The 21,661-nt window shown below is 70.6% G+C and carries 18 protein-coding genes and 1 riboswitch; of the genes, 2 read left to right on the top strand and 16 right to left on the bottom strand.

Features of this window, described 5'->3' with window-relative positions:
- Positions 1-259 precede the first annotated feature (259 nt).
- The gene (locus QF046_RS18230; protein WP_307372587.1) at positions 260-1,579 is read left to right on the top strand and encodes a CoA transferase; all 1,320 of its coding nucleotides are present in this window, start codon (positions 260-262) and stop codon (positions 1,577-1,579) included.
- Here QF046_RS18230 and QF046_RS18225 read toward each other — a convergent pair.
- Positions 1,509-2,342, bottom strand: a complete 834-nt coding sequence (locus QF046_RS18225) for a DUF4184 family protein (protein ID WP_307372585.1) — start codon at positions 2,340-2,342, stop codon at positions 1,509-1,511. The genes QF046_RS18230 and QF046_RS18225 overlap by 71 nt on opposite strands.
- A 15-nt stretch (positions 2,343-2,357) precedes the next feature.
- Positions 2,358-3,659 carry a tyrosine--tRNA ligase gene (gene tyrS / locus QF046_RS18220; protein WP_307372583.1) on the bottom strand — a complete coding sequence of 434 codons (1,302 nt, stop codon included), beginning with the start codon at positions 3,657-3,659 and terminating at the stop codon, positions 2,358-2,360.
- Positions 3,660-3,686: 27 nt separating this feature from the next.
- Between tyrS and QF046_RS18215 the strand changes: the two genes are divergently transcribed.
- Complete coding sequence (locus tag QF046_RS18215) at positions 3,687-4,319, top strand: hypothetical protein (RefSeq protein WP_307372580.1); 633 nt, start codon at positions 3,687-3,689, stop codon at positions 4,317-4,319.
- A gap of 28 nt (positions 4,320-4,347) precedes the next feature.
- Here the strand turns inward: QF046_RS18215 and QF046_RS18210 are convergent, their stop codons facing one another.
- The 14 genes from QF046_RS18210 to QF046_RS18145 all read right to left on the bottom strand — a co-directional run bounded on the left by QF046_RS18210 (position 4,348) and on the right by QF046_RS18145 (position 21,626).
- Positions 4,348-4,992: a SatD family protein gene (locus QF046_RS18210; RefSeq protein WP_307372577.1), complete on the bottom strand. Its 645-nt coding sequence runs from the start codon at positions 4,990-4,992 to the stop codon at positions 4,348-4,350.
- Positions 4,993-5,065: 73 nt separating this feature from the next.
- Positions 5,066-6,490 (bottom strand): argininosuccinate lyase, encoded by a 1,425-nt coding sequence (gene argH, locus QF046_RS18205; RefSeq protein ID WP_307372574.1) that lies wholly within the window; start codon positions 6,488-6,490, stop codon positions 5,066-5,068.
- Complete coding sequence (gene argF / locus QF046_RS18200) at positions 6,487-7,431, bottom strand: ornithine carbamoyltransferase (RefSeq protein ID WP_307372571.1); 945 nt, start codon at positions 7,429-7,431, stop codon at positions 6,487-6,489. Before argF ends, argH begins: the two co-directional genes overlap by 4 nt.
- Positions 7,428-8,633, bottom strand: a complete 1,206-nt coding sequence (locus QF046_RS18195) for an acetylornithine transaminase (protein ID WP_307372567.1) — start codon at positions 8,631-8,633, stop codon at positions 7,428-7,430. The genes argF and QF046_RS18195 overlap by 4 nt, the downstream gene beginning before the upstream one ends.
- Positions 8,630-9,529 (bottom strand): acetylglutamate kinase, encoded by a 900-nt coding sequence (argB, locus tag QF046_RS18190; protein WP_307372564.1) that lies wholly within the window; start codon positions 9,527-9,529, stop codon positions 8,630-8,632. Before argB ends, QF046_RS18195 begins: the two co-directional genes overlap by 4 nt.
- Positions 9,526-10,683 carry a bifunctional glutamate N-acetyltransferase/amino-acid acetyltransferase ArgJ gene (argJ, locus tag QF046_RS18185; protein ID WP_307372562.1) on the bottom strand — a complete coding sequence of 386 codons (1,158 nt, stop codon included), beginning with the start codon at positions 10,681-10,683 and terminating at the stop codon, positions 9,526-9,528. The genes argB and argJ overlap by 4 nt, the downstream gene beginning before the upstream one ends.
- Complete coding sequence (gene argC / locus QF046_RS18180; RefSeq protein WP_307372560.1) at positions 10,680-11,735, bottom strand: N-acetyl-gamma-glutamyl-phosphate reductase; 1,056 nt, start codon at positions 11,733-11,735, stop codon at positions 10,680-10,682. Before argC ends, argJ begins: the two co-directional genes overlap by 4 nt.
- Before the next feature lie 246 nt (positions 11,736-11,981).
- The gene (locus tag QF046_RS18175) at positions 11,982-14,105 is read right to left on the bottom strand and encodes a bifunctional hydroxymethylpyrimidine kinase/phosphomethylpyrimidine kinase (protein ID WP_307372559.1); all 2,124 of its coding nucleotides are present in this window, start codon (positions 14,103-14,105) and stop codon (positions 11,982-11,984) included.
- Positions 14,102-14,962, bottom strand: a complete 861-nt coding sequence (gene thiM, locus QF046_RS18170; protein ID WP_307372558.1) for a hydroxyethylthiazole kinase — start codon at positions 14,960-14,962, stop codon at positions 14,102-14,104. Before thiM ends, QF046_RS18175 begins: the two co-directional genes overlap by 4 nt.
- Positions 14,953-15,046, bottom strand: a riboswitch (TPP riboswitch). Its footprint overlaps the gene before it by 10 nt.
- Positions 15,047-15,053: 7 nt before the next feature.
- A complete protein-coding gene (locus QF046_RS18165; RefSeq protein ID WP_307372556.1) occupies positions 15,054-16,046 on the bottom strand; it encodes an NAD-dependent epimerase/dehydratase family protein in 993 nt (330 codons plus the stop codon).
- Positions 16,047-16,100: 54 nt separating this feature from the next.
- Positions 16,101-16,529 carry a cupin domain-containing protein gene (locus QF046_RS18160; protein WP_307372554.1) on the bottom strand — a complete coding sequence of 143 codons (429 nt, stop codon included), beginning with the start codon at positions 16,527-16,529 and terminating at the stop codon, positions 16,101-16,103.
- A gap of 66 nt (positions 16,530-16,595) precedes the next feature.
- Complete coding sequence (gene pheT, locus QF046_RS18155; protein ID WP_307372551.1) at positions 16,596-19,103, bottom strand: phenylalanine--tRNA ligase subunit beta; 2,508 nt, start codon at positions 19,101-19,103, stop codon at positions 16,596-16,598.
- Positions 19,103-20,158 carry a phenylalanine--tRNA ligase subunit alpha gene (pheS, locus tag QF046_RS18150; protein WP_373425764.1) on the bottom strand — a complete coding sequence of 352 codons (1,056 nt, stop codon included), beginning with the start codon at positions 20,156-20,158 and terminating at the stop codon, positions 19,103-19,105. Before pheS ends, pheT begins: the two co-directional genes overlap by 1 nt.
- 58 nt (positions 20,159-20,216) lie before the next feature.
- Entirely contained in the window at positions 20,217-21,626 is a 1,410-nt protein-coding gene (locus tag QF046_RS18145) for a GntP family permease (protein ID WP_307372545.1), read from the bottom strand.
- Positions 21,627-21,661 lie beyond the last annotated feature (35 nt).

Raw genomic sequence — 21,661 nt, 5'->3', positions numbered from 1 at the left:
CGGAACCGGGGCTGACGAGCAGCCTGACCGGAGCCGGACTCCTTACCTTACACCAACGTTTCCGTCAGAGGAAGATGAGGATTGTCGTTCGCCTCTTGGTGGGGAGCCAGGCCCTTCGGGCCTTCCGCTCAACCGCTTGGGGCGAACAAGTAATAATTTACGTGGATCCCCGGGATCCGGCAAATCCGGACGGCATCCCGGGCGTGTCGCGGGTGCTCGGGCGCCGCGCGGAACCCGGCTGCGGCGTAGGGTCTCCCCCATGACGCATACGTCGGATCCGCGTGATTCCGGGCTTCTCGCCCGCCTGCTCGGCGAGCTCGGGCTCCGGCCCGACGGCTCGGAAGCGCTTGCCCCGCGCGATGTGCCATTGCCCTCCCGCCTCGACGTCGGAGAGCTCGCCTGGTGCAGCGTCGCGGTGGCGGGTGCCGCATTGGCATCCGATCGCCCCATCTCCCCCACTCCCGATCGCATCGCCGCCGCGTACCGGAGCGATCGATACCTGCGCATCGACGGTCATGCACCCGAGGTGTGGTCACCGCTGTCCGGGTTCTGGCGCACATCCGACGGCTGGGTGCGCACGCACGCCAACTACCCGCACCACGCGACCGCGCTGCGGGCTGCTCTCGGACTCTCTCCGGACGCCGGCCCCGATGAGCTGGCCTCCGCCCTCGGCTCGACGGCTGCCGGAGGTGCAGCAGCTGCCATCACCGCGGCAGGGGGCATCTGCGTCGACGTGCGACCCGAGGATCCCGAGACGGATGCCGCGCTGCGGCGGCTCCCGCTGATCTCCCTCGCCCGGTCGGTCGAGTCCTCACGACGCACGCTCCCCACGGATGCCGCCCTCCCGCTCATGGGCGTCCGGGTGCTCGACCTCACCCGCGTCCTCGCCGGCCCGGTGGCCACGCGAACCCTCGCTCTCGCCGGCGCCGATGTTCTGCGCATCGATCCACCCGATCGCCCGGAGATCGCACAGCAGCATCTGGACACCGGCCACGGCAAGCGCTCCGCGCTGCTCGACATCGCCGCGGATCGCGCCCGCTTCGAGGTGCTCCTCGCCGACGCGGACGTCCTCGTGCTCGGATACCGGCCGAGTGGAACGCACCGGTTGGGCCTCGACCCTGCACAGGTGGCGGCGCGGCATCCGCACCTGGTCATCGCGCAGCTGAGCGCTTGGCCGGGCGCGGACTCGCCGCGCGGCTTCGACAGCATCGTGCAGGCCGACTGCGGGATCTCGTGGATCGAGTCCGCCGACGGGGTCACGCCGGGTGCGCTTCCCGCGCAGGCGCTGGACCACTCGGCCGGCTACCTGCTGGCGTCGGGGATCACGGCGGCGCTGCGTCGGCGTGCCGAGGAGGGCGGCGGCTGGTACGTGCGCACGTCATTGCGTCGCGTCGCGGCCGAACTGCTCGGGATGCCGCGCGCCGAACCGGTGCCGATGCCGGAGGCCCCGGTGCGCACTCAGCGCTTCGACGTCGCGGGGGCCGAGGTGACGACCGTGGTGCCGGCGGTCACCTGGCCGGGTGCTCCTGAGCTGTTCGCCGCTCCTCGTCCGTGGGGAGCAGACGCGCCCGAGTGGTGAGCACGATCCCCACGCACAGCAGCACCGTCATCCCGCCCCAGAGGCCGGATGCGGCCGGCAGGGTCCGATAGGCGAGGTGCTGCAGCGTGAAGGCCTCCGTCAGAGGTCCGTACACTGCCAGCCCGAGCAGCCACGCCGCGATCAGGAACGCCGGGAGCGTCAGATACCAGGACCACCGCAGCCACACGGGAAGCGGCCGCGCGCGCCGCACAGCCTCGGCTCGCTTCAGCCACAGCAGCGCGTACACGGCGAGGATCAGCAGGCCGAGAGCGCTCGAGCCGTGCTGCACCCACTTGTAGCCGAGCATCGGACCCCACGCCTGCTGCAGGATCGGGAAGGTCTCGACGCCCCACCGTCCCTCGTGCGTGAACAGATCCCAGACGATGTGCGAGAGCACCCCGATCAGCAGCGACACCGCCAACAGCACCACGTCGCCGAACCTTCGGCGCGGGACCACGACGTCGAGCGCCGCGCCAGGCCCTGTGGTCCGCCACTCCTCCGGCAGTCGCGCGGCCAGGGCATCGGGCGCGAGCGCGACCAGCGCCGGCCGCAGCACGGTGCGCCACACCAGCAGAAGCACGAACGCGATCAGCGCCGTCCAGACGATGTTCGTCGGCTGGTGCGTGAACCCGTACGACAGTCCGGTGCCGCGCAGGAACAGCGGCAGATCCGGCGTCATGGCGCCGATCGCGATGGACGCCGGCACCAGCGGCGTGCGCACGAACGGCAGCGCCACGACGGCATGGCTGGGCGTGAACGGCATCCGGTGCCCGCCGGATCAGGTGAGGAAGACGCCGGCCAGCGTCTTCTTGCCGCGACGCAGCACGGACACGCCGCCGGGCAGGGTCCCCTGCACCGACACGGTGTCGTCGGCCACGCGCTCCCCGTCGAGGGTGACGCCGCCCTGCGAGATGGCGCGACGCGCCTCCGACACGCTCGAGACCAGGCCGGTCGCGACGAGTGCGTCCGCCACCGGCGTGCCGGCCTCGACGGTCGCGTTCGGCAGCTCCTCGAGCGCGGAGCGCAGGGTGGCCGCATCCAGCGTCGACAGGTCGCCCTGCCCGAAGAGCGCATCGGATGCCGCGATCACCGCGGCCGCCGCGTCCAGACCGTGCACGGTCGCGACCACCTCGAGGGCGAGGCGCTTCTGGGCGGCGCGGCGGAACGGCTCCGACTCCACCAGCCCCGCGTACTCCTCGATCTCGGCGCGGGTGAGGAACGTGAAGATCTTCAGCCGCTCGATCACGTCGCCGTCCGCGGTCGACAGCCAGAACTGGTACATCCGGTACGGGCTGCACATCTCGGCATCCAGCCAGATCGCGTTGCCCTCGCTCTTGCCGAACTTGGTGCCGTCGCTGTTGGTGATCAGCGGCGTGCCGATGGCATGCGCGGAGACGCCCTCCGCGCGACGGATCAGATCCGTGCCGCTGGTGAGGTTGCCCCACTGGTCGCTTCCGCCGGTCTGCAGCACGCAGTCGTACTGGCGGTGCAGCTCCAGGAAGTCCATGCCCTGCAGGATCTGGTAGCTGAACTCCGTGTAGCTGATGCCCTCATCCGAGTTCAGGCGCGCGGCGACGGCGTCCTTCTTCAGCATCGTGCCCACACGGTAGTGCTTGCCGATCTCGCGCAGGAAGTCGATCGCCGACATCGGCGCCGTCCAGTCGAGGTTGTTCACCATCCGGGCGGCGTTGTCGCCCTCGAAGCTGAGGTAGCGCTCCACCTGGGCGCGCAGTCGGCCGACCCATTCCTCCACGGTCTCGCGCGTGTTCAGCGTGCGCTCCGCGGTGGGGCGGGGGTCGCCGATGAGTCCCGTCGAGCCGCCGACCAGCCCGAGCGGCTTGTGCCCGGCGAGCTGGATCCGGCGCAGCAGCAGCAGCTGCACGAGGTTGCCGAGGTGCAGGCTGGGTGCGGTCGGGTCGAAGCCGCAGTAATACGTGATCGGGTCCCCGGCGAGAAGGGCGCGCAGCGCCTCCTGATCGGTGGACACGTGGACGAGGCCGCGCCACAGCAGCTCATCCCACACGTTCTCGAACGTGGGGTCGAGCGCCGGTGCGGCGGTCGTCAGATCAGTATTCGACACGCGCTCCAGGCTATCAGCGCGGATCGCGTGGCCCGTTCCGTCGTGACGTCGGATGCCCGTGCCATGCTGGGCGCCATGACGTTCGTCGACCCCTTCTTCTCCGCGGTCCTGTCCAGCGCCATCATCGCGGTTCTGCTCGTGGTGCTGGTGCTGTCACTGGCGAACGTGCGCAAGCCCACCACGGCCGTGATGGCCGTGGCCGGCGTGCTGGTCGCCGCTGCCGTGACCATCGTGATCGTGCTGCCGCCCGCGGCGACGCCGTTGCTCGGCATCCCGCTGACGGTGCTGGGCTTCGCGGCGGCCACGATAGGCGGCAACCCCTTCACCCGGCGGGCGCTCGACATCGCCACCGGCAAGCGTGTCCGCGAGACCGAGGACGGCGGCATCCTGATCATCGCCGCGCACGATGCCGACCCCGCTCATGCGCGGACGCTGATGCGCGGCGGCACGGTGATCGGCTATCTGGAGCGCATCTGCACCGTCGTCGCGATCGCGGTCGGCTTCCCCGAGGCCATCGCCGCGATCATCGCGGTGAAGGGCATCGGCCGCTTCCCGGAGCTGGCCGAGTCCGAAGCGCGCGAGCGCTTCATCATCGGCACGCTCGCCAGCCTGCTCTGGTCAGGCGCGATCGGCACCGTCATCCGTCTCGCCCTGATCTGAGCTCGGCCCGGAGCTCGGCCCGGGGCGCTCAGCCCAGCCCGAGCAGTCGGTAGCCCTCCACGATGCTTCCCGCCCCCGAGGAGGACAGCGCCTGCGATACCGCGGACTGCGTGATGCCCTCGTCGGCGGCGAGCTCCGCCTGCGTGCGTGCGAGGCAGCGCCCGTAGGTGAGCCTGCGGGTGCGCTCGCTCATCGCGCCGATGAGCTCGTCTCTGGCCAGCAGGTAGGCGTTGGCCCAGCGCACGGCATCCGGATCCGCGTCCTCGGCGCTCTCGTGGGCGACGATCCAGGTGCGCGCCTGCGGTGCGGTGCGCTTCTGCAGCGTCTGCAGCTGCTCGATGGCGCTGCGTGCCGCCCACCAGCCGGGCCCGTCCGGGATGCCCTCCGCGGCGGCCGCGGAGGGGACGGATCCGACATCGCCGATCCCGATCCCGTACCGGAACTCCACCCCGTCGGGCAGCGCCAGTCGCAGAAGCAGCACGGAGCCGAGGGCCGCCTCGAGGGTCGGGTAGACCGCCTGCTGCTCGTCTCCGACGGTCGGACGCAGCCCGCGCACCGATACGGGCAGATCACGTTCGACCCGGGCGATCGCCGCATCGAACGCACGCTGCGCGGCAGCTCTGTCGGGGAGCTGTCGGGAGCCGATGATGTCGGCTGTCACGGCGACGGTCATGACATCAGGGTATCACTGATAATTGGAGAACATAAGAATTTCTCTGATGTTCTCGTCTTATCAGTGCAAGCTGCTAGAGCCCCAGTGCGTGAGCCGCAGCCTGCGCGCGAGAGACGAGCTCGGCACGCTGCTCGGCGACGCGCACCGGTGCGGTGCCTCCGGCACCCGCGCGCGATGCGACCGAACCCTCGATGGAGAGCACCTCGCGCACATCCGGCGTCAGGTGCTCCGACACCGAGCGCAGCAGCTCGTCATCGGCATCCTCCAGCCCGATCCCGCGGTCCTCGCAGGTCCGCACCAGCGCGCCCGAGATCTCGTGAGCGTCGCGGAACGGGATCCGGCGCTTGACGAGCCACTCGGCGACGTCGGTCGCCAGCGAGAAGCCCTGCGGCGCGAGCTCGGCCATCCGGTCGGTGTCGAAGCGCAGCGTGGCGATCATGCCCGCGAACGCCGGCAGCACGACCTCGAGCGTCTGCACGGAGTCGAAGACGGGCTCCTTGTCCTCCTGCAGATCGCGGTTGTACGCGAGCGGCAGGCCCTTGAGCGTCGCCATCAGACCCGTCAGGTTGCCGATCAGGCGCCCGGACTTGCCTCGCGCGAGCTCGGCGATGTCGGGGTTCTTCTTCTGCGGCATGATGCTCGACCCGGTCGAATACGAGTCGTCGAGCGTGACGAAGCCGAACTCGCGGGTGTTCCAGAGGATGATCTCCTCGCTCAGCCGCGACAGGTCGATGCCGGTCATCGCGGCGATGAACGCGAACTCAGCCACCACATCGCGGGCGGCCGTGCCGTCCAGCGAGTTCTCGGCGGGACGGTCCAGGCCCAGCTCCCGTGCGACGAGCGCGGGGTCGAGCCCCAGCGTGGAACCGGCGAGCGCTCCCCCGCCGTACGGTGAGAAGCCGGCGCGGCGGCGCCAGTCGACCAGGCGCTCCAGCTCGCGCACCAGCGGCCAGGCGTGCGCCTGCAGGTGGTGCGCCAGCAGCACGGGCTGCGCGTGCTGCAGGTGCGTGCGGCCGGGCAGGATGGCATCAGGGTGCGCTTCGGCCTGCGCGACCAGCGCGTCGATGACGCGCAGCAGGTCGCGGGCGATGACCTGGGCGTGGTCGATCAGGTACATCCGCACCAGCGTCGCGATCTGGTCGTTGCGGCTGCGTCCGGCGCGCAGCCGGCCGCCCACCTCGGCGCCGACCTCGGCGATCAGTGCCTTCTCCAGCGCGCCGTGCACGTCCTCGTCACCCGGGTCGGGCAGCAGCGTGCCGTCGGCGATCCTCGCGGCCAGCGCGTCGAGCCCGGCGTGCATGATGCGCGCCTCGTCGGCATCCAGGTATCCGGCTGCCTCCAGGGCCTTGGCGTGCGCGTGCGAGCCGGCGATGTCGTAGGGAGCGAGGATCCAGTCGAAGTGCGTGGACCGGCTCAGCTCGGCGAGCTCCGGCGAGGGGCCGCCGGCGAAGCGGGCGCCCCAGAGGGCGCCGTCGTTCGTGCCGTGTGCGCCGCTCATGCGGCATCCTGCGTCTCGGCCTGCTTGCCCCGCAGCCAGACCAGCAGCGCCTTCTGCGCGTGCAGCCTGTTCTCGGCCTCGTCCCAGACCACGCTCTGCGGTCCGTCGATGACCTCGGAGTCAACCTCATAGCCGCGGTCGGCGGGCAGGCAGTGGATGAAGATCGACTCGGGGTCGGCGAGCGACATGATCTCGCGGGTCACCTTGTACCCGCCGAGGTCGCGCAGGCGCTCGATCTTCTCCTCCTCTTTGCCCATCGATACCCACGTGTCGGTGACGACGACGTCCGCGCCGAGTGCGGCCTCGCGCGGGTCTGTGAGCAGCGTGACCGAACCTCCGGTCTCGGCTGCGCGCTTCTCTGCGGCCACCACGACATCCGCACGCGGCGCGTAGGCCTCGGGCGAGGTGATGCGCACGTGCATGCCGGCGGTGACGCAGGCCAGCAGGTACGAGTGCGCCATGTTGCTGCGCCCGTCGCCGAAGAACGTCAGCGTGAGGCCCTTCAGCTCGCCCTTGTGCTCGCGGATCGTGAGCAGGTCGGCGAGAAGCTGGCAGGGGTGGAAGTCGTCGGAGAGCGCGTTGACCACGGGCACGCGGGTGCCGCGCGCCATCTCCTCCAGCCCCGACTGCGCGTAGGTGCGCCACACGATGGCCGCCACCTGGCGCTCGAGCACCCGGGCGGTGTCGGCGGGCGTCTCCTTGCCGCCGAGCTGGCTGCTCGCGGTCGAGATGATCAGCGGCGAGCCGCCGAGATCCGCGATGCCCACGGCGAAGGAGACGCGGGTGCGGGTGGAGGACTTGTCGAAGATGACCGCGACGGTCTGAGGACCGGCGAGCGTCTTGTTGGACCAGCGGTCCTTCTTCAGCTCGACCGCGAGATCGAGCACCTCGCTCTGCTCGGCAGGGGTCAGATCGTCATCGCGAAGCAGGTGGCGGGTCATGCGGGGGTCTCCATGGTGTCGTGTGCGGATGCGACGGTGTCGAGTGCAGCGCGGAAGAGCGTGAGGAACTCGGCCACCTCGGCATCGCCGATGGTGAAAGCGGGTGCGATGCGGATCACATCGGCGGTGGGCGCGTTGATGATCAGTCCGCGCTCGTGCGCGGCTTCGCGCACCTCGGCGGCGACCGGGGCGGACAGGCGGATGCCGATCAGCAGTCCCGCACCGGTGGTGCCCTCGACCAGCGGGAGCCCCGCGACGCCCTCGCGGAGCTGGGCTCCCCTGGCCGTCACGTTCTCGAGGAGGTGCTCGTCCTCGATGTGGCCGAGGACGGCGTTCGCCACGGCACTGGCCAGCGGGTTGCCGCCGAAGGTGGAGTTGTGGGTGCCGGGGTAGAACAGATCGCTGGCGGCGCCGAACGTGATCAGCGCGCCGAGCGGGAAGCCGGCGCCGATGCTCTTGGCCAGCGTGATGGCGTCCGGCACGATCCCCTCGCGCTGGAAGGCGAACCACTCCCCGGTGCGCCCGGAACCGGTCTGCACCTCATCGAGGATGAGCATCGCATCGTGCGCGGTGGCGAGGGCGCGAGCCCGGGCGAGGAATCCCTCGGGCAACTCGACGACACCCGCCTCGCCCTGGATGGGTTCGACGATCATCGCAGCCACGCCGCCTGCGGCGAAGGCCGCCTCGAGGCTCTCGAGCGAGTGCTGCACGGTGACCACGTCGGGCACGGCCGGCAGGAACGGGTCGCGGTACATGGCCTTCGGCGTCAGCGACAGCGTGCCCATGGTGCGACCGTGGAAGGCGCCGTCCAGGACGAGGATCGTGGTGCGACCGGATGGCTGACCGTGCAGGCGCGCCAGCTTGATCGCCATCTCGTTCGCTTCGGTGCCCGAGTTCGCCAGGAACACCCGTCCCTGCTCCCCGGTGCCGGCCAGGCGCTTCAGACGCGCGGCGAGCTCGAGCTGACCGGGGGTCGCGAAGTAGTTCGACACGTGCGACAGCGTGGCGGCCTGACGCGAGACGGCCTCCACGAACACGGGGTGGGCGTGGCCGAGGCAGTTCACGGCGATGCCGCCGAGGAAGTCCAGGTACCGGTTCTCGTCGGCGTCGTAGACCCAGGAGCCGTCGCCGTGCGTGAGCAGCGCGAGGCGCCCGCCCAGGCTCATCAGATCGCGTGCCGCGTCGTCGTTCCAGTCGTTCATTGTGCGACCACTTCCGTGCCGATTCCCTTGCTGGTGAACAGTTCGACGAGCACCGAGTGCGGCACCCGCCCGTCGATGATGGCCGCGGCATCCACGCCGTTCTCGACGGCGTCGAGGCAGGCGCGCATCTTCGGGATCATCCCCGACTCCAGCGAGGGCAGCATCTCGGTGAGTGCGCTGGAGGTGATGTGCGAGACGAGCGACTCGCGGTTCGGCCAGTCGGCGTAGAGCCCCGGGACGTCGGTGAGGATGACGAGCTTGCGTGCGCCCAGCGCGATGGCGAGCGCCGCGGCCGCGGCATCGGCGTTGACGTTCAGCGACTGACCGGGGTGGTCGAGATCGGGGGCGATCGAGGAGACCACGGGGATGCGCCCGGCGGTCAGGTGATCGATCACGGGGGTCGGGTCGACCTGGACGACGTCGCCGACGCGGCCGAGATCGACCTCCTCGCCGTCGACGATCACGCCGCGACGACGCCCGCCGAACAGGCCGGCGTCCTCACCGCTGAGCCCTGTGGCGATCGGCCCGTGCGAGTTGATCTTCGCGACGAGCGTGGGGTTGACGTGCCCGGTGAGCACCATCCGCACCACGCTGATCGCCTCGGTGTTGGTGACGCGGTAGCCGCCCTTGAACTCGCTGGGGATCGCGAGACGGTCCAGCATCTGAGAGATCTGCGGGCCGCCGCCGTGCACGACCACCGGCTGCACGCCGACGTAGCGCAGGTAGGCGATGTCCTGGGCGAAGGCGTCCTGCAGCTCTTCGCTGACCATGGCGTTGCCGCCGTACTTGACCACGACGATCTGGTCGCGGAAGCGCTTCAGCCACGGCAGCGACTCGATGAGGGTGGCGGCCTTGACGGCGGCCTCCTCGGGTGCGGTGTCCTGCAGATCCGTCATGAGGCGTAGGCGCTGTTCTCTTGCACGTAATCGTGGGTCAGGTCGTTGGTGAGGATCGTGGCCGTGATGTCGCCGGCCTTCAGGTCGATCTCGAGGTGCATGGCGCGCGGGGTGAGGTCCACGTCCTCGCGGGGGCGGTCGGGACCGCCCGCCGAGCAGACACGCACGCCGTTCATCGACACGTCCACGTCGTAGGGGTCGAACTGCGCGCTCGTGGTGCCGATGGCGGCGAGCACGCGGCCCCAGTTCGGGTCGTTGCCGAAGATCGCGGCCTTGAAGAGGTTGTTGCGTGCCACGGACCGTCCGACCTCGACGGCCTCCTCCTCGGTGGCGGCGTTCTTGACCTCGATCGTGATGTCGTGGCTGGCGCCCTCGGCATCCGTCTGCAGCTTCTGCGCCAGCTCACGGCAGAGCTCGGTGAGCGCGGCGGTGAAGTCGTCGAGGTCGGGGCGGATGCCGCTGGCACCGCTCACCAGGAGCGTGACCTGGTCGTTGGTGGACATGCAGCCGTCGGAGTCGAGGCGGTCGAAGCTCACGTTGGTGGCCCTGCGCAGCGCGGCATCCGCCTCGGAGGCCTCCAGGTCGGCATCCGTGGTGATGACGACCAGCATGGTCGCGAGTCCCGGCGCGAGCATTCCCGCACCCTTGGCCATGCCGCCGATCGTCCAGCCGCCCTGCGCGACCACCGCGGTCTTCGAGACCGTGTCTGTGGTCATGATCGCCTCGGCGGCGGCGGTCCCGCCGTCGATGCTGAGCGCGGCGATGCCCTGCTCGACGCCGTCGAGCACCTTGCCGCGGAACACCTCGTCGCCGGTGCCGATCAGACCGGTCGAGCACACCAGGATGTCGCCTGCGCTCACGCCGAGCAGCTCAGCGGTCTTCTCCGCGGTGAGGTGCGTGGTCTGGAAGCCGAACGCGCCGGTGAAGCAGTTCGCCCCGCCGGAGTTCAGCACGATCGCCTCGACCGTGCGGTCGGCGATGACCTGCTGCGACCACAGGATCGGGTTGGCCTTGGCCCGGTTGGTGGTGAACACGGCCGCGCCGACCTTGCGGGGGCCGCGGTTGACGACGACGGCGACGTCGGACTTGCCTGTGCTCTTCAACCCTGCGGCGACGCCGGCTGCTTCGAATCCCTGGGGTGCGGTCACGCTCACGGCGCCACTCCGTTCACGGTGAGGGCGCGGTCCTCGGGGAGGCCCAGCGCGAGGTTCATGGACTGCACGGCGGCGCCGGCGGTCCCCTTGACGAGATTGTCGACGGCGGTCACCACGACGACGCGGTTCGCCGCCCGGTCGATCGCCAGGCCCATGAGTGCGGTATTCGCACCCAGCACGTCCGCCGTGCGGGGGAAGTGCCCCTCGGGCAGCAGGTGCACGAAGGTCTCGTCGCCGTAGGCGCTCTGCCATGCGTCGCGGATCTGCACGTCGGTGGCGCCCTCGGCGATGGGCGCGGTGGAGGTCGCGAGGATGCCCCGCGCCATCGGCACGATCACCGGAGTGAACGAGATGCGGATGCTCTCGCCGGCGACCCCGGAGGCCGCGGCGAGCGCCTGCCTGATCTCGGGGATGTGCCGGTGCGTGCCGCCCACCGCGTAGGGATTGGCGGTGCCGAGGACCTCGGATGCGAGCAGGTTGGTCTTCAGGCTCTTGCCCGCCCCCGAGGGGCCGACAGCCAGCACGCTGACGATGTCGGAGGGGTCGATCACACCGGCGGCGACGCCGGGAGCGAGGCTGAGGCTCACCGTCGAGGCGTTGCAGCCGGGCGCGGCGATGCGCGTCGCGGTGCGCAGCACCTCGCGCTGCTTGGCACCCGAGTCGGTGAGCAGTTCAGGCACACCGTAGGCCCACGGCTCGTGGAATGCGCCGCCGTAGAAGGCGTCCCAGGAGTCCTGGGAGGTGAGCCGGTGGTCGGCGCCGGCGTCGATGACCAACGGGGTGTCGCCCAGGGCATCCGTGTACTGCCCGGACTGGCCGTGCGGCAGGGCGAGGAACACGATGTCGTGCCCGGCGAGGATCTCCGGAGTGGTGTCCTGCAGGGTGAGGTGCGCCAGCGAGCGCAGATGCGGCTGGTGCTCGATCAGCGGCTGTCCTGCGTTGGAATGCGCGGTGACGGTGCGGATCTCGATGTCGGGGTGAGCTGCGAGGATCCGCAGTATCTCGCCTCCCGCATAGCCGGATGCGCCGGAGACGGCGACGGAATACGTCATGGTTCTACCTTAACGGTCGAGGTGCGCCCGATGACGGGCCTGGCCGGGGCGGCGACACCGGCTTCGACCTCGAGCCACGACGGCTCAGGCTGCGCGGGGTCGCCTAGAATCGGCGGCCGAGGCGGCGTCGGCGCACGTCTGCGACGCTCGAGTGGAGCGGGAGCGAGGCGACCGAAGGCATGCCGTGACAGTAGCGCCGATTCCGCCGCATCCGCAAATCGAGGGCGTCACATGCCCTCGGTCCCGTCACCGGTCGAAGAACGCCCGCTCGTGCGCGGCCGATGCGGCGAACGCCCGATGCATGCGTCGGCGCCGATCCTCGTCCGATTGCGCCGCCGCCCGCGTCACATGACCGATCGCGTGCTCGGATGCGGCGGCGAACGCCGGATCCGCATAGGTGGCCAGCCACGACGAGTACGGATGCCGCGGATCGTGCGTCCGATCGCCGAACTCCCCCGCCTGCAGGCGCACCCCCAGGTCGGTGTACAGCCAGAAGCACGGGAGCAGCGCGGCGATGAGCACGGCGTAGTCCCCGCCGAACGCCACGGCACGCAGATGATCCAGGTAAGCCGTGGTGGTGGCGTCGGCCGCAGCGGCGAACGTCGTCGCCGAGACGCCGGCGCCCGGCGTGATCCAGGACGCATGCAGCTCGACCTCTCCCGCGATGGCGCCCTGCGCGGATGCCGCCCAGAACGCCTGCTCCTGCGGGGTGGGTGCGAGCCGCGCGGCCTCGGCGAGCACACGGGCGTACTCCTGCAGATACAGGGCGTCCTGCGCGAGGTAGCTCAGGAAACGCTCACGGCTCAGGGTGCCGTCGGCGAGCCCGCGGATGAAGGGCAGGTCGTCGATGTCCCGCCGGATGTCGGCGATGCCGCTCCACCAGTCCTCGCGGACGGCATCCGCGTGGGGCCGTGCGGCCAGTCCGCCGCGCTGCCACAGCCCGGCGAAGTGACTGATGGGGCCGTGACCGCGACCGACGTCGAGCGCATCGGCTGCGCTCAGCGATTCGCGCAGCCACGCCCGCGAGTGCTCCACTGCCTGCACCCAGTCCATGCCCCGGGCGCGCGTGGCGGCGAGGGCCGAGGAGAGCGAGCATCCGGTGCCGTGCGTGCTGGTCGTCTCGATGCGCCGTCCACGGTACTCGGCGAGAACGCCGGCCGAGCCGACCAGGGCGTCCGGTGTCTCATCGCCCGGCAGGTGACCGCCCTTGGCGAGCACGAGCGCCCCGGTGAGCGCCGCCACCTCCTGCGCCGCGACGAGGGCGTCGGCCCACGTGTGGAGAGGACGCCCGGCGAGCACGGCGAGTTCGCCGAGGTTCGGGGTGAGCAGATCCGCCTGGCGCGCGAGCTCGAGCAGCGCCGTCTCGGCGTCGACATCCAGCAGCCTGTCTCCGCTGGTGGCCACCATCACCGGGTCGAGCACGACGGTGTCCGGCCGGTGGGCGGTGAGCCAGTCGCTGACGGTGCGGATGATCTCGGCATCCGCCAGCATCCCGATCTTCACCGCGTCGATGTCGATGTCGGAGGCGAGCGCGTCGAGCTGCGCGCGCAGGAACGACGCCGGGGGCACGTGCACGCCGCTCACGCCGCGGGTGTTCTGCGCGGTCAGCGCCGTGATCGCCGCCATCCCGTAGCCGCCGTGGGCGGCGATGGACTTCAGATCGGCCTGGATGCCCGCCCCGCCGGACGGGTCGCTGCCGGCGATGCTCAGCACTCTCGGCGGCCTGTCCCGTCGCCATTCACGACGGAACGCGCGCGCCGCGATCTGCGGGTCATCGGCGGCGCACAGCGCCGACACCACGGCGACGCCTGCCGCACCGGCATCGCGGAGCGCTGCGACGTCGTCCCGGCCGATTCCGCCGATGGCGATGGCGGGGACAGGGCTGGATGCGGCGAGCGCACGAAATCCGTCGACGCCGAGTGCCGGCGGATGATCGGGCTTCGTCGAGGTCGGTCGGATGACTCCGACGCCGATGTAGTCGACGGTCCCCTCCGGCAGGGCGCGCAGAGCGTCGAGATGCGCGGGAGTGTTCGCGGTGAGTCCGATGAGGGCATCCGGTCCCAGCAGGGCACGCGCGCGCTCGACGGAGATGTCCGACTGCCCGAGATGCACCCCGTCGACGCGTGCGCCCCGCGCGCGGGCGTCGATGACCGCAGGCAGCCGGTCGTTCACCACGAGCAGGGCGCGACCGTCGATGATCTGCGAGAGCTGCACGAGCAGGTCCACCGTCTCGGCATCGGTCGCCGTCTTGTCGCGGAGCTGCACGACCGCGACGCCACCGGCGACAGCGGCGTCGACCGTGGCGACGACGCCGCGTTCGCCGCAGAGTGCGGCATCGGTCACGAGATGCAGTGAGATGTCGCTGTTCACGGCGCGACCTCCTCGACCCGTGCTGCGGCGAGGATCTCGTCGGAGTCGACCGCATCGAGCGCGTCGAGCAGTGCCACCGCGAAGCTGCCCGGTCCGGGTGCGGTCGCCGCGGCGCGTTCGGCGGCCACGGTGTACACCAGAGACGCCGCCGCGACCGCGGTGAGGACGTCTGTGCCGCTGCCGCGGGCGGCGCCGAGGAACGAGGCCATGACGGCGCCGAGCGCGCAGCCGCCACCGGTGACCCGGGTCAGCAGGGCGTCGCCGTTGGCGATGCGGATGACGCGGCGCCCATCGGTGATCAGATCGACCGGGCCGGACACGGCGACCGTGCTCCCCCAGCGCGCGGCGAGTGCGCGTGCCGCGGCGGCCGCGGCATCCGGAGTGTCGGTGGCGTCGACACCGCGTCCGCCGTCGCCGAGGCCCGCCAGCGCGAGGATCTCAGAGGCATTGCCGCGGATCGCGGTGGGCCGCAGTGCGACCAGCTCGCCCGCGAGCCGTGTGCGCACGGGCAGAGCGCCGATCGCGACGGGGTCGAGAACCCAGGGTGTTCCGGCCGCGACCGCTCCCCGCGCGGCTTCGCGGCTCGCGGCGCGCTGCTCGGGCGTCGGTGTTCCGAGGTTGATCAGCAGCCCGGATGCCGCGGCGGCGAACATCCCGGACTCATCGACGATGTCGACCATCGCCGGCGCCGCCCCCAGCGCGAGCAGCACGTTCGCGGTGAATCCGGTCACCACGGAGTTGGTGATGCAGTGCGTGAGCGGCGGTGCGGACCGCAGTCGGCTCAGCAACTGGGCGGCGGACGCCGCGACATCGGTGGACGGGCGCCCTTCGGCGGGCAGGCATGGCGTATCGCTCATTGCGACATCCCTTCGCTAGTACGAACTAGATCAGGTTCGACGGGTCTGTTCTCAGCCGCGGATGCGGCACCCCGTGTCACTGGCTGCGAGTCTAGCGAGCGTGCGCCCCCTGGCCGCGCAATGCGTCGATCAGCTCCAGTTCGTCGCTGCGGGACAGCCCTGCGCGACGCTCACGGTCCACACCCCGCGCCCGTTCGTCGTCGAGCACCCGGCGGATCGTCTCATCGAGCGATCGCACCGCGCCGCCGGCCGCGCGGTAGCCGTCGTTGCGGCGCCGGGTGAAACCGGGCATGTCGGCGGGCAGCCACAGCGGCAGGGAGCGCTCCCCCATCCAGTACCGCACCCCGTGCTCCTCGAGCCAGGCGTCCGGCGCCTCGACCAGCTCGCCGGTGTGCCCGACGAGCGCTCGGATGCGCTCCAGCACGTCCAGGAAGGGATGGACGTCGCCGTTGGCGTTGACCACGCCCTGCCGCCCGTCGACGACGAGGAAGTCGGCGAGGTCGTCGACGTCGATGACCTGCACGTACCGATCGCCGCGCTCCGGGACGAGGATCGGCCCTGTTCCGGCACGGTCTGCGGCCGCCGCCCAGTAGCCGAATCGGTCGCTCGGATCGCCGGGCCCGGTGATGAGACCGGGACGGACGATGAACGCGCGCTCGCCCAGGGTGCGCACCGCCTGCTCGGCCGCGACCTTCTCGCGACCGTAGTCGTACTCGTCGCCGTCCTGAGCCGGCGCGAGCAGGCGCCCGGTCTCGTCGAGTCCGATGGTCTCGTCCTCGTCGTACACGGACATGGACGACACGTAGGTCCAGTGCCCGGCGCGGTCGCCGAGCGCCGCGACGGCCTCGCGCACGTGCCGCGCCGTCGAGGAGATGTCCACGACCTCGTCCCAGTGCTGCCCGATCAGAGCGTCGTAGGCGCCCTGGTCCCGATCTCCGCGGACGAGCACCGTGCCCTCCGGTGCCGGCCGGTCGCCTCGCGCCACGCAGGTGACGCGCGCACCGGCATCCCGCCAGCGCTCGGCGATCCGTCCCGAGAGCCATCCTGTTCCACCGAGCACCAGCACCTGAGTCATGACGCCCATGCCAGCACGATCAGGCGCCGGACGGAAGCGAATCAGCCGACAGCGAAGCGCAGGTCACCAGGGCATCGGGCGATCCGGTCCGCGCCTGCTGTCATCGGGCAGGTGCGGCAGGCTCTCGCCGCCAGCGCGGATGCACAGCCAGCGCAGCTCGCCGGGGCTGTCCGGCAGTGCGCGCCAGGTTCGCCAGACGCCCTGTCCCACGCGCACGACGGTTCCCTCCGCGACATCCACGACATCGTCGTCCAGCCCCATCTGGCCACGACCCCCGAGGAACACGTACATCTCCTCGATCTTCTCGTGCACGTGCCAGTATCCGGCCTCCTCGCCAGGCACGAGGGCGTTGGCGGTCATGCCGATGTACTGCATCGTCAGTTCGTGATCGACGACGCGACGGCCGTCGCGAGACCGCGATTCGTCGAAGCCGCCGTGGAAGGTCCGCCAGTCTTCCAGCGCACCGATCTCGGTCACCTGATAGTCGCTCATCCCCCGACTCTACGACGAGACCCCTCCCGATCCACAGGGGTCGGGAGGGGTCTCGGACGGACGACGTCAGTCGCGGATGGCGGCGCCGAAGCGCTCGGCGGCCACCGCCACCCCGGCGAGCTTCGCGTCGGTCGCCTCCGCCGCGGTGAGAGTGCGGTCGGCGGCGCGGAATCGCAGCGCGAACGTCAGGCTCTTCTGCCCCTCATCGAGTCCGGTGCCACGGTAGTCGTCGACCAGGGTCGCCGACTCGAGCAGTTCGCCCGCACCCTCGACGAGCGCCGTACGAACCTCGGATGCCGCGATCCCGGCATCCACTGCCAGGGACACGTCCTGCGTGGCGGCCGGGAAGGTCGACAGCGATGCCGCGACGACCCGCTCCCCCGCCAGAGTCAGCACGCGGTCGAGGTCGAGCTCCAGCACGATGGCGCGTCCGGGCAGATCGGCATCCGCCGACACCTGCGGATGCAGTTCGCCGACGTAGCCGACCTCCTCGCCGCGCACGCTGAGGACGCCCGCGCGCCCCGGGTGCAGCGCGGCACGCTGCGTCTGCGCGACGTCGATGCCGACGCCGGCCGCGACGCCGATCACGCGCACCGCGTCCAGCGCGTCGCCGAGACTCGCGTGCTCGGCCGCACGGCCCGGCTGGCGCGGTACGGCGTTGCCGGTGAGCAGCACCGCCACGTGACGAGGCTGCGGCGGGATCGCCGCGTTCAGCGCGTCCAGGGTCTCCGCCCTCGGGCGCTGCGCCATCGGCGGGATGAAGTCGGTGCCGTAGCCGACGCCCTCCTCAGGGGCGAAGACGGCGCCGGTCTCGAAGATCGCCAGGTCCACGAGCCCACGGGAGATGTTGCGGTGCGCGGTCTGCAGCAGGCCCGGCACCAGCGAACGCCGCAGGTACGGCGCCTGCCCGTCGAGCGCGTTCGCCAGACGGATGCTGGGCTGGTGCTCTCCCGCGGCGGAGCCGTGCAGGTCGTTCTGCTCCTCAGTGGTGAACGGGAACGCCGGGGTCTCGATGAAACCGGCCGCGGCAAGGGCGTCCGCGACGCGCTTGCGTCCCTGCTGCAGAGCGGTGTAGCCGCGTCCGGACGGCGGGGTGGGCAGCACGGACGGAATGCGGTCGAGCCCGTGGATGCGCGCGACCTCCTCCACGAGCGTCCACTTGTCGGTGAGGTCGGGACGCCAGCTGGGCGGGATGACATGCCATCCGGTGTCGGTGACGGAGGTGATCTCCGCGCCGACCATCTCGAGGGCGCCGGTGATCTCGCCATCGGTGTAGTCGACGCCGATCAGGCCCTGCGTGAAGCCGCGGGGCAGGTCGATGCCGGCGATGTCCACGTCGGCGTACAGCGCACCGCCCTCGTCGGTGAGCGTGCCGCCGGCGAGTTCGACCATCAGGTCGGCGACACGGCGGGCGGCGACGAACGGGATCAGCGGGTCGACGCCGCGCTCGAAGCGCTTGGACGCCTCGCTCGGCAGCTTGTGCCGCCGGGCCGACCGAGCGATCGTGATCGGGTCGAAGGAGGCCGCCTCGATGAGCACGTTGCGGGTGGTGCCGCTCATCTCGGTGGCGCCGCCGCCCATGACACCGGCGAGGCCGATCGGGCCGGAGCCGTCGGTGATGAGCAGGTCCTCGGTGTGCAGCGCGCGCTCTTGTCCGTCGAGCGTCGTCATCCGCTCGCCTTCGGTCGCGCGGCGCACGACGATGCCGCCCTGCAGCTTGTCGAGGTCGTAGCCGTGGATCGGGTTGCCGAGCTCGAGCATCACGTAGTTGGTGATGTCGATGAGCACGCCCAGCGAGCGCATGCCTGCAAGGCCCAGTCGGGCGATCATCCACGGCGGCGTGGGCCGGGACGGGTCCACTCCTCGCACGACGCGCGCGACGAACTCGCGGGCGCCGACGTTGCCGCGGATGGGGCTGCGGTCGTCGACCGTGATCGCGAAGCCGGAGCCGGGCTGCAGCTCGGCGAAGTCGCGCACGCCCGGGTCGCGGAACTCGGCTCCGGTGGCGTGCGAGTACTCGCGTGCCGCACCGCGCAGCGAGAACGCGTAGCCGCGGTCGGGGGTGACGTTGATCTCGACGGCCACATCGTCCAGGTGCAGCAGGCCGATGGCATCCGTGCCGACCTCGGGGTCGAGTCCCAGCGTGGAGAGCACGATGATGCCGTCGTGCTCGTCGCCCAGGCCCAGCTCGCGAGCCGAGGCGATCATGCCGTCGGAGACGTGTCCGTAGGTCTTGCGAGCGGCGATCGGGAAGGGCCCTGGCAGCACCGCGCCGGGCAGGGTCACGACGACCTTGTCGCCGACGACGAAGTTGTGCGCGCCGCAGACGATGCCGCGGATGCCGCCGTTCGCCTCGCCGACATCCACCTGGCACCAGTTGATGGTCTTGCCGTTCTTCTGCGGCTCGGGGGTGAGCTCGAGGACCTGCCCGACGACGACGGGACCGGAGATCTCGAAGCGGTGGATGTCCTCCTCTTCGAAGCCGACCGACACGAAGGACGCCAGGACGTCCTCCGGCGTCGCATCCGCTGCGACCTCGACGTACTCGCGCAGCCAGGAAAGCGGAACGCGCATCACACCACCATCCCGAACTGCTCGCTGAAGCGCACATCACCCTCGGCCATGTCGCGCATGTCCTTCACATCGCTGCGGAACATCACCGCACGCTCGACGCCCATGCCGAACGCGAACCCGCTGTACACCTCGGGGTCGATGCCCGCCGCGCGCAGCACGTTGGGGTTGACCATCCCGCATCCGCCCCACTCGATCCAGCGCGCCCCGCCCTTGAAAGTGGGGTGCCACAGGTCGAGCTCCGCGGAGGGCTCGGTGAACGGGAAGTAGTTCGTGCGGAACCGGGTCTTCGCCTCGGCTCCGAACATCTGCTTGGCCACGTGGTCGAGGGTGCCCTTCAGGTGCGCCATCGTGATGCCCTTGTCGATGACGAGCCCCTCGAACTGCGTGAACACCGGCAGGTGCGTCGCATCGAACTCGTCGGTGCGGTACACGCGCCCGGGGCAGAGCACGTAGATCGGCAGTTCGCGGTCGAGCATCGAGCGCACCTGAACCGGGCTGGTGTGCGTGCGCATCACGAGATGGCGGGAGACGGGATCGACGTAGAACGTGTCCTGCTCCTGGCGCGCGGGATGGTCCTCGTCGAAGTTCAGCGCATCGAAGTTGAACCACTCGTGCTCGAGCTCGGGGCCCTCCGCGATCTCCCAGCCCATCCCGACGAAGATGTCGCTGATCTGCTCCTGCATGAGGGAGATCGGATGACGGGCGCCGACGCGCGAGTGCGAGGCGACGGCGGTGATGTCGACGCGCTCCGCTTCCAGGCGTGCGGCGATCTCTGCTTCGGCGAGCTCGGCCTCCTTGGTGGCGAGCGCCTGCGTGACCTTGCCCCGGCCCTGTCCGACGAGCTTGCCGAATGCGGCCTTGTGCTCGGGAGCGACCTGACGCATCGAGGCGTTCAGCACGGCCAGTGGCGAGCCCTCGGCGACGTGCGCGGCGCGGGCGGCCTTCAGCTCTGCGGTATCGGATGCCGCCGCGATCGCCACGAGTGCGGCGTCGACGGCGGACTCCACCGCCTCCGGGGTGATCTGGGGTGTTTCGGGAGAGTCTGACACGAGAATCGAGTCTACCGGCGCGGGAGCAGCGCTCCCGCGCCGGTGGACACGGCGGTTCCGTGCGTCAGACGATCAGGCCCAGCACGAGGACGCCGGCCAGCCCCACGACCGAGACGGCGCACTCCATGAGGCTCCAGGTCTTGAACGTCTGTCCGACGGTGAGTCCGAAGTACTCCTTCACCAGCCAGAATCCGGCGTCGTTGACGTGCGAGAGGAACACGGAGCCGGCGCCGATCGCGAGCACCATCAGTGCGACGTGGGTGCTGCTGAGGTCGCCGACCAGCGGCGCCATGATGCCCGCCGCGGTGATCGTGGCCACGGTCGCGGAACCGGTGGCGAGGCGGATGACGACGGCGACAAGCCAGCCGGCCACGAGCAGCGGCACGCCGGATCCGGCGATGCCGTTGCCGATCACCTCGCCGACACCGGAGTCGACCAGGGTCTGCTTGAAGCCGCCGCCGGCGCCCACGATCAGCAGGATCGAGGCGATCGGGGCGAAGGCGTCGCCGGTGATCTTGGCGACCTCGCTCATGCTGCGCCCGAGCGCGGTGCCGAGCACGATCATCGCGTAGAGCGAGGTGATCAGCAGCGCCTGCAGAGGCGTGCCGACGAAGATGAGGATCTTGCCCAGGATGCTGCCGTCGAGGCCCATCGCGGTGACCACGGTCATCAGCAGCATCAGCACGACCGGCAGCAGCACGACCGACAGCGCGATGCCGAACGCAGGGCGCCTGCCCTCGTTCTCGGTGACCGGTGCGAGCAGCTTGCCTGATGCCTCCACGGGCACCCACCGTGCCATCGGCCTGGCGAGCACGGGACCGGCGATGATCACGGTCGGGATGGCGACCAGAAGGCCGAAGGCGAGAGTGAGTCCCAGGTTGGCGTGCAGCGCCTCGATGGCGATGAGGGGTCCGGGGTGCGGCGGCACCAGGCCGTGCAGTGCGGAGAGGCCGGCGAGGGCCGGGATGCCGATGAGGATGACGGGCAGCTTGGCACGTCGGGCCACCAGCATCACGATCGGGATCAGCAGGACGACGCCGACCTCGAAGAACAGCGGGATTCCGATGATGAAGGCGGCGAAAGCCATCGCCCACGTGAGGCGCTTGACCGGCGTCTTCGCGAGGATCGTGTCGACGATCTCGTCGGCGCCGCCTGACTCGGTCAGGAACCTGCCGATGACCGCGCCGAGGACGATCAGCACTCCGACGCCGCCCACTGTCGAGCCGAGTCCGGTGGAGAACGACGTGAAGGCGTGCTCGAAACCGATGTTCGCGGCGAGTGCCATCGCGGCGGCGCCGAGCATCAGGGCGAAGAACGGATGCATCTTCACCCACACGATCAGCACGACGATGAGTGCGATCGAGACGACGGCGGCGATGATCAGCTGCGCGGTGCCCGCGGCGGGTTTCGTCGCTTCGGCTGCCGCTGCCGTTGCCGCGTGCAGGACGGCAGCCCCGCTGGCGAGTGCATTCATGACTTGCTCCTCACTGCGGCCGATCACTGAGGACC

The sequence above is a fragment of the Microbacterium sp. W4I4 genome, from assembly GCF_030816235.1.
In the GTDB taxonomy this organism is placed as follows: Bacteria; Actinomycetota; Actinomycetes; order Actinomycetales; family Microbacteriaceae; genus Microbacterium.
The sequence above is the reverse complement of the archived record's forward strand: the minus strand, read 5'-3'. Positions and strand labels throughout refer to the sequence as shown.

What these genes read in the sequence shown, in the direction of transcription:
- QF046_RS18230 (WP_307372587.1), top strand. Translation starts at nt 260, where the DNA reads ATGACGCATACGTCGGATCCGCGTGATTCCGGGCTTCTCGCCCGCCTG.
- QF046_RS18225 (WP_307372585.1), bottom strand. Translation starts at nt 2,342, where the DNA reads ATGCCGTTCACGCCCAGCCATGCCGTCGTGGCGCTGCCGTTCGTGCGC.
- QF046_RS18210 (WP_307372577.1), bottom strand. Translation starts at nt 4,992, where the DNA reads ATGACCGTCGCCGTGACAGCCGACATCATCGGCTCCCGACAGCTCCCC.
- argH (WP_307372574.1), bottom strand. Translation starts at nt 6,490, where the DNA reads ATGAGCGGCGCACACGGCACGAACGACGGCGCCCTCTGGGGCGCCCGC.
- argF (WP_307372571.1), bottom strand. Translation starts at nt 7,431, where the DNA reads ATGACCCGCCACCTGCTTCGCGATGACGATCTGACCCCTGCCGAGCAG.
- QF046_RS18195 (WP_307372567.1), bottom strand. Translation starts at nt 8,633, where the DNA reads ATGAACGACTGGAACGACGACGCGGCACGCGATCTGATGAGCCTGGGC.
- argB (WP_307372564.1), bottom strand. Translation starts at nt 9,529, where the DNA reads ATGACGGATCTGCAGGACACCGCACCCGAGGAGGCCGCCGTCAAGGCC.
- argC (WP_307372560.1), bottom strand. Translation starts at nt 11,735, where the DNA reads ATGACGTATTCCGTCGCCGTCTCCGGCGCATCCGGCTATGCGGGAGGC.
- thiM (WP_307372558.1), bottom strand. Translation starts at nt 14,962, where the DNA reads ATGAGCGATACGCCATGCCTGCCCGCCGAAGGGCGCCCGTCCACCGAT.
- QF046_RS18165 (WP_307372556.1), bottom strand. Translation starts at nt 16,046, where the DNA reads ATGGGCGTCATGACTCAGGTGCTGGTGCTCGGTGGAACAGGATGGCTC.
- QF046_RS18160 (WP_307372554.1), bottom strand. Translation starts at nt 16,529, where the DNA reads ATGAGCGACTATCAGGTGACCGAGATCGGTGCGCTGGAAGACTGGCGG.
- pheT (WP_307372551.1), bottom strand. Translation starts at nt 19,103, where the DNA reads ATGCGCGTTCCGCTTTCCTGGCTGCGCGAGTACGTCGAGGTCGCAGCG.
- QF046_RS18145 (WP_307372545.1), bottom strand. Translation starts at nt 21,626, where the DNA reads ATGAATGCACTCGCCAGCGGGGCTGCCGTCCTGCACGCGGCAACGGCA.